This is a genomic window from Intestinimonas massiliensis (ex Afouda et al. 2020), from assembly GCF_900626285.1.
GTDB classification, from domain to species: domain Bacteria; phylum Bacillota; class Clostridia; order Oscillospirales; family Oscillospiraceae; genus Flavonifractor; species Flavonifractor massiliensis_A.
This window is the reverse complement of record NZ_LR131147.1, coordinates 2837227-2843984: the sequence shown is the minus strand read 5'-3', so window position 1 is coordinate 2843984 and position 6758 is coordinate 2837227. Positions and strand designations below refer to the sequence as shown.

At 67.1% G+C, this 6758-nt stretch carries 7 protein-coding genes; 4 read left to right on the top strand and 3 right to left on the bottom strand.

Going from position 1 to position 6758, the window contains the following annotated elements:
- From E0E41_RS14065 to E0E41_RS14055, 3 genes are all read right to left on the bottom strand, one after another.
- Window positions 1–1974, bottom strand: a 1974-nt coding sequence (locus tag E0E41_RS14065) for a transglutaminase-like domain-containing protein (protein ID WP_130870864.1), incomplete at its 3' end; no start/stop codon positions are given.
- The gene (locus tag E0E41_RS14060; protein WP_130870432.1) at window positions 1971–2978 is read right to left on the bottom strand and encodes a DUF58 domain-containing protein; all 1008 of its coding nucleotides are present in this window, start codon (window positions 2976–2978) and stop codon (window positions 1971–1973) included. The genes E0E41_RS14060 and E0E41_RS14065, both read right to left, overlap by 4 nt.
- 4 nt (window positions 2979–2982) lie before the next feature.
- A complete protein-coding gene (locus tag E0E41_RS14055) occupies window positions 2983–3915 on the bottom strand; it encodes an AAA family ATPase (RefSeq protein ID WP_130870431.1) in 933 nt (310 codons plus the stop codon).
- A gap of 246 nt (window positions 3916–4161) precedes the next feature.
- Here E0E41_RS14055 and rimP point away from each other — a divergent pair, with 246 nt between their 5' ends.
- Genes rimP through E0E41_RS14035 form a run of 4 tightly spaced genes read left to right on the top strand, consistent with a single transcriptional unit; the run spans window position 4162 to window position 6660 of the window.
- Window positions 4162–4617: a ribosome maturation factor RimP gene (rimP, locus tag E0E41_RS14050; RefSeq protein WP_130870430.1), complete on the top strand. Its 456-nt coding sequence runs from the start codon at window positions 4162–4164 to the stop codon at window positions 4615–4617.
- A gap of 50 nt (window positions 4618–4667) precedes the next feature.
- Entirely contained in the window at window positions 4668–5825 is a 1158-nt protein-coding gene (gene nusA / locus E0E41_RS14045) for a transcription termination factor NusA (protein ID WP_130870429.1), read from the top strand.
- A 42-nt stretch (window positions 5826–5867) separates the two neighbouring features.
- Window positions 5868–6143 carry an RNase P modulator RnpM gene (gene rnpM / locus E0E41_RS14040; RefSeq protein WP_130870428.1) on the top strand — a complete coding sequence of 92 codons (276 nt, stop codon included), beginning with the start codon at window positions 5868–5870 and terminating at the stop codon, window positions 6141–6143.
- Window positions 6136–6660, top strand: coding sequence for a L7Ae/L30e/S12e/Gadd45 family ribosomal protein (locus tag E0E41_RS14035; RefSeq protein WP_130870427.1), 525 nt, complete (start codon window positions 6136–6138; stop codon window positions 6658–6660). The genes rnpM and E0E41_RS14035 overlap by 8 nt, the downstream gene beginning before the upstream one ends.
- Window positions 6661–6758 lie beyond the last annotated feature (98 nt).

The window sequence follows — 6758 nt, the reverse complement described above, 5'->3', positions numbered from 1 at the left end:
GGGGGTGGGGGTAGGGGCCGCGCTGGTCTGGGGTGCGGCGGTGGCCGAGGGCTTGGGCGTGGCCGTGGGGGTGGGAGTGGGCTCCACCGTGGCGGACTGGCCGGGATGGCTGCCGGCGTAGGCCGGGGTGACCTCCACCGGCTCCCAGCCGTAGCCCGCCAGATAGATCTCCACCCAGGCGTGGGCGGCGGAGTCGGGCACGTCCACCTTGCCGGAGGAAGGCACGTCCGTCACGTAGCCGGTGACGTACCGGGCGGGGACCCCCAGATACCGCAGCATCAGGGTGGCGGCGGAGGCGAAGTGCATACAGTAGCCCTGGCGGCTCTCGGTGAGGAACCAGGTGACAAAGTCCTCCCCCTCCGGGGTGACGGGGGTGTCCGGGTCGTACTCCGCTGTCTCATTCAGGTAGGCGGCCACCACGTCGGCCATGAGGAGCTCCACCTGCTGCCAGCTGGGAACCGAACTGGCGCTCACCAGCTGCAGATACCGCTGGTAGGCGGGGATCTCCGTGTCGCCGGACATCATCTCCTCATTGATCTCCGCTATGGCCCGCTCCAGAGCGGGCAGGCAGTCCTCCGGGACATCCAGGTAGTTGCTGTACACGAAGTTCTCATAGTTCTTGGCGGCGTCCTCCGCCTCCCGGGGCAGCTCCGCCCCGGACAGGGGGGAGCAGCCGGGCTGGATGTACAGGGTGTGGGTCCACACGTCGTCCATCCGGGCGATGTAGGAATCGTTCACAAAGGCGGCGCCCCCCAGCTCGTCGGGCTGGGACAGGATGTGGTAGGGCACGTACACGTATCCCGGGTCGGCCCCCACGTTGCGGATGGTGATTTTGGCGTATTCCTTTTCCGGAAAGGTCTCCCGGTCCGCCAGGGCGGGGAAGTTCATGGGCTGCCAGCCGTCCAGGGAGGGGAAGTAGTAGACGCTGCTGGAGCCGGGAACTTCCTCCTCCCCTTCCTCCAGAAACATGGCGCCGTAGGCCTCCTGGTCCAGAGGACCCCAGCTGCCCCCGTCATACACGGCGCTGGAGAAGCCCCGCAGGTAGATCCGGCCCCGCAGGTCGGTGTCCACCTTCAGCACCGTCCGGCCGGAGAACCGCAGGGGGCCGGTACTGGACAGGTCCACCTTCCCGTCGGCGTCGGACAGGGAGCCGCCCCCGCCGAACAGGCCGAAGGGGCCGTTGCCCTCAAACAGGGCGATGTCCAGGTGGGTGGCCCAGTTGGTCAGATCATCCAGGGCGGTGTCCGCCCACTTGGGCCGCTGGTAGCTCTCCTGGGGCATGGCCACGGTGAGCCCGGCCAGCAGCAGCGCCCCGGCGGGCAGCACCGCCAGGGTGAGCCGGGCGGTGCCCCGGGGGTCCCGCTTTTTCACCAGGGAGGTGAGGCCCATGGTGCACCACACCAGCAGCAGGGCGCACAGGGGGAACCAGGCGGGGGTGACCGAGATGCAGATGGGGGCCAGGGGGAAGGGGAGGGTCACCCAGAAGGTGAACCAGAAGGAGCGGGCCCGCTGGATGGCCAGGCCCAGCAGCAGGCTCAGGGGCAGCATGACCATCAGCACCAGGAAGGTGGCGCACGCCGCCCAGGTGCTGGGGGACAGCTGGGCGATGGGCTCAATGAAGCCGTCCAGCTGGAGGCTGGTGCAGAAGGTGTTCACCACCGAGCACCGCAGGGAGATCTCCCCCAGGGCCAGGTACTCCCACAGTTTCCACAGCCCCAGACCCCACAGCCCGGCCAGCACCGCCAGGGGGAGGGTCCACCACCGGCGGGGGAGGGACCAGGTCAGCAGGCTCACCGCCGTGTACACCCCGCAGCCCCCCAGCAGGAAGAGGGGGTATGTCCGGACGGAGAAGGCGGAGACGAAGGAGAACACCGTGCCGTACAGGCAGAGAAACAGCAGAATGCCGTCTCCCAGAATGGAGGCGGGGGGGGGCCGGAAGGGGGGACGCCTGGGCCGGTCTTTCCGCTTTTTCATGTCCGGCCTCCTTTCACGTCCCGGGCGGTCACATGGAAGTGGAGGGGCGGCCCGGCGGAGGGGGACAGCCGGAGGGCCTCGTCCAGGATGGACCGGCCGGTCTCCGGGGCGTTCAGGGAGAAGGCCAGGTCCAGGCAGGCCAGCAGGGTCTGCTCCGAGGTGACAAGCCGGTCCTCCGCCTGGCCGCTGGCCGGGGCGGCCCACTGGATATGGTGGGTCCGGCCCTTGTCCAGCAGCCGCCGGGACAGGGCCGCCAGCCGGTCAAAGGTCTGGTCCAGCTCCTCCGGCGGGCCGAAGTGGTCGTAGGTCAGGATGACCTCCGCCTGCCGGGGCTCTAGGGTCTCCCGCACCACCAGCTCGTCCTTCTTGGAGGACAGCTTCCAGTGGATGGAGCGGAGAGGGTCCCCTGCCCGGTAGTCCCGCAGGTCGTAGTCCTCCCCCGGTCCGCCGCCGGGCCGGGGTTTCAGTACCACCCCGCCGGAGCGGGGGGCCTCCAGCTCGTCGGGGAGGGGCACCTCCGCAGGCAGGGGAAGGGACAGCAGGGCGGCGGAGGGTTTGGACGGAATGGGCAGGGGAAACAGGCCCAGCAGGTCACAGACGGTGGCCCTTGTGACGGTGCACACCAGCCGCCCGCAGTGGGTGGGGGTCAGGGGGATGGCCAGGCTGGCCGTGCCGTCCTGGGGCCGGAGATGGCACACTAGGCCGCCCCCCTCGCCGGTGAGCTGGTTGGTCCAGGTGAGGCGCACCTTCACCGGCGGCAGGGGGAGAGCGTTTTTCCGCTCCAGGGTCAGGGTGAACCGGCCCTCGCTCCCCCGGGGCACGTTGCCCTCCGGGGTGAGATGCAGGGAGGTCCCCAGCAGGGCGGGCAGGCTCAGCACCACGGAGAGCACCGGCAGCAGCACCACCAGCACCAGGGTGAAGGTGGACAGATAGAATTTGAAAAAGATCTGGAAAAAGACCGCCGCCACCAGCAGGGCGGCGTAAGAGATCCGGCGGTGGAGCATGGCCTTACCGGACCGCGGGGGCGGGCACCTGCTGGAGGATCTCCGCCGCCGGGTGGAAGCCCCCCTCCGCCTGGGCCCGGGGGGAGAGGATAAGCCGGTGGGTCACCACGTCGTCAAACACCATGGACACGTCCTCGGGATTCACATAGTCCCGGCCCAGGGTGAGGGCGGCGGCCTTGGCCATGGCCGTCAGGGCCAGGGAGGCCCGGGGGCTGGCTCCCTGGACGATCATGGTGTGGGTGCGGGTGGCGTTCACCAGCCGCACGATGTAGTCCAGAATGTCGTCGGAGACGTACACCCTGTCCGCCTCCTCCCGCAAAGCCCGCAGGCCGTCCAGGTCCAGCACCCGCTCCACCTGGTCCAGGGGGTTGCCCTGCTGCTTGCGGCGCACCATATCCATCTCGTCCGCCGGGGCGGGATAGCCGATGGACAGCCGCACCATGAACCGGTCCATCTGGGAATCGGGTAGCAGCTGGGTGCCCGAGGCACCCGCCGGGTTCTGGGTGGCGATGACCAGGAAGGGCTGGGGCACCGGATGGCTCACCCCGTCCACCGTCACCTGGCCCTCCTCCATGGCCTCCAGCAGGGCGGACTGGGTGCGGCTGGTGGCCCGGTTCAGCTCGTCGGCCAGGAACAGGTTGCACAGCACCGCGCCGGGCTGGTACTCCATCTTCCCCGTCTCCTTGTTCAGCATGGAAAAGCCGGTGATGTCCGAGGGCATCACGTCGGGGGTGAACTGCACCCGGTTATATTGCAGGCTCAGAGCCTTGGAGAAGGCCAGAGCCATGGTGGTCTTGCCCACGCCGGGGATGTCCTCCAGCAGGATGTGGCCCCGGGCCAGAATGGCCAGCAGCACCTTACCCAGCACCTCGTCCTTCCCCACCACCGCTTTTTTCACCTCGGTGAGGATATTCAGGATCACTTTGCTTCCGTTCATGGTCTGTCCTCCTTATTGCGCTATGTCATTATTCTACCAAAGTGTTTCGTTATGTCAACAGAAAAGGAGAAAAGTGGGTCCTCAGCCGAAAAAATCAGGGCAAACCCTTGCAAGACGGTACCTTTTGTGGTATAGTACATACGATAGTAGTAGTTGTATGGTGAGAGTGGGGTTGCGGCTCCGCTCTTTCTTATTGAAAAAACGGGGGAAGGTATTTTCTGGAAGTCCCCGGCAAGGAGGTCGAAGATGGCGAAAATCACGGATCTGGTGGCGTCCATGGCCGCTCCCATCGTGGAGGGCGCCGGCTGCTCCCTGTGGGATGTGGAGTACGTCCGGGAGGCGGGCGAGTGGTTCCTCCGGGTGTATATCGACAAGGAGGGCGGCGTGTCCATCGACGACTGCGAGGCGGTGAGCCGCCCCCTGTCCGACCAGCTGGACGAGGCCGACCCCATCGAGGGCAGCTACGTGCTGGAGGTGTCCTCCGCCGGGGCGGACCGGCCCCTGAAGAAGCCGGAGCACTTTGAGAAGTTCATGGGCGCCGAGGTGGAGGTCCGCCTCTACCGGGCCATGGAGGGCCGGAAGGACCACGTGGGTGTGCTGACCGGCTATGACAACGGCGATGTGACCATAGAGACCGCCGCCGGGCCCCACACCTTCGCCAAGAAGGACGTGGCCCAGGTGCGGCTGTACGTGCGGTTTTAAGATACGGGGGCGGGCAGTGCCCGCCCGGGTGGAGAATAAGGAGTAAGATTATGCCGAAGAAAAATGCCAAAGCGCAGAAGACCAATGAGCTGGACGGGGCGGAATTCTTTGCCGCCATCGACCTGATCGAGAAGGAGAAGGGCATCCCCAAGGCCTACATGCTGGAGAAGATCACCCAGGCCCTGGTGTCCGCCTACAAGCGGGACCACGAGGGCGCCGGCGACAACGTCACCGTGGAGGCCGACGAGGAGAAGGGCACCGTCCGCATGTTCGTGAAGAAGGACGTGGTGGAGGAGGTGGATAACCCCTGCACCGAGATGAGCCTGGAGATGGCCCGCTCCAAGCTGCCCCAGGCCCAGCTGGGGGACGTGATCCGCATCGAGATCAAGACCCGTGATTTCGGCCGCATCGCCGCCCAGACCGCCCGCCAGGTGATCATCCAGGGTATGCGGGAGGCCGAGCGGGGCATGATCTATGATGAGTTCTCCTCCAAGGAGCACGAGATCCTTACCGGCGTGGTCACCCGCATCGACCCCCGGTCCGGCGCCGCCAGCCTGCGCATCGGCTCCGGCAGCGAGGCCACCGAGGCCTTCCTGGCCCCCGGCGAGCAGGTGAAGGGGGAGACCTACACCGAGGGCATGCGCCTGCGGGTGTATGTGGTGGAGGTCCGCCGTTCCACCAAGGGACCCCAGGTGCTGATCTCCCGCACCCACCCCGGCCTGGTGAAGCGGCTGTTCGAGCTGGAGGTGCCCGAGATCTACGACGGCACCGTGGAGGTCAAGTCCATCGCCCGGGAGGCGGGCAGCCGCACCAAGCTGGCCGTCTGGTCCGCCGACCCCAACGTGGACCCCATCGGCGCCTGCGTGGGTCCCCGGGGCCAGCGGGTGAACAACATCGTGGAAGAGCTGAAGGGCGAGAAGGTGGACATCGTCAAGTGGTCTGAGAACCCCGCCGAGTATATCGCCGCCGCCCTGTCCCCCGCCGATGTCATCAGCGTGGACGTCCACGAGGAGGGCAAGAGCTGCCGGGTGGTGGTGCCCGACGACCAGCTGTCCCTGGCCATCGGCAAGGAGGGCCAGAACGCGAGATTGGCGGCTAAATTGACCGGCTGGAAGATCGACATCAAGCCGGAGTCCGCCCCCGCCGACGAGGAGCCGGAGAACGAGGACGACGTGATCATCGAGGACGAGGCCGAGACCCAGGAGTAAGCCTGCCGGTCTGTGGAAAAATGACGGAAGGGGGGCAGAAGGATGCCCAAGAAAATACCCCTGCGCCAGTGCGTGGGCTGCCGGGAGATGAAGCCAAAGCCGGAGCTGATCCGGGTGGTGAAGAGCCCGGAGGGGGAGGTCTCCCTGGATTTCAAGGGGAAGAAGCCCGGCCGGGGGGCCTATGTGTGCCCCGACCCGGAGTGCCTGAAGAAGGCCCGGAAATCCCGGGCGCTGGAGCGGGCCTTTTCCGCCCCCCTGCCCGACCAGGTATACGCCGCTCTGGAGGAGCAGATGAAGGCGGGTGACCGGGATGGATAGTATCCTGCACCTGCTGGGCATCGCCCGCAAGGCGGGCCGTGTGGAGGTGGGGGAGGAGCCGGTGGGCGCCGCCGCCCGGGCCCATCAGGCCAAGCTGATCCTCACCGCCGCCGACGGGGCGGACAACAGCCTGCGCCGGGCGGCCCACTTTGCCGAGGCGGGCAAGGTGCCCGTGCTGCCCACCCCCTACACCAAGGGGGAGCTGGGGGGCACCGTGGGCCGCAGCGCCTGCACCATGCTGGCCCTCACCGACATCGGCCTGGCCGCCGCCATCGCCGAAAAGCTGGCCGCTGCCGACCCGGACCGGTGCGCCGCCGCGGCGGAGGAGCTGAAGACAGCGGCGGGCAAGGCCCTCCAGCGGCAGAAGGAGCGCCGGGCCCACGAGAAGAACCTGCAGAAGAAGAGCAGGAAGCCCTGGGCGCCGCCCCCTCCCAAGGAGGAGAAGCCGGCTCCCAAGGAACCCCCGAAGAAACCCTTTGCCCCCAGGGGCAAGCTGACCATAAAGAAAAAGCCATGAACGGATATGGCGTGAACGCATTGGAACGAGCCCGCTTGTTCCAATAAGAAAGCGCAGCGGCGCGCCGCGTTTTCCTATTGGCGCAAGCCGGCCTAACT

Coding starts and splice junctions, on each gene's coding strand:
- E0E41_RS14060 (WP_130870432.1), bottom strand. CDS start 2,978: ATGCTCCACCGCCGGATCTCTTACGCCGCCCTGCTGGTGGCGGCGGTC.
- E0E41_RS14055 (WP_130870431.1), bottom strand. CDS start 3,915: ATGAACGGAAGCAAAGTGATCCTGAATATCCTCACCGAGGTGAAAAAA.
- rimP (WP_130870430.1), top strand. CDS start 4,162: ATGGCGAAAATCACGGATCTGGTGGCGTCCATGGCCGCTCCCATCGTG.
- nusA (WP_130870429.1), top strand. CDS start 4,668: ATGCCGAAGAAAAATGCCAAAGCGCAGAAGACCAATGAGCTGGACGGG.
- rnpM (WP_130870428.1), top strand. CDS start 5,868: ATGCCCAAGAAAATACCCCTGCGCCAGTGCGTGGGCTGCCGGGAGATG.
- E0E41_RS14035 (WP_130870427.1), top strand. CDS start 6,136: ATGGATAGTATCCTGCACCTGCTGGGCATCGCCCGCAAGGCGGGCCGT.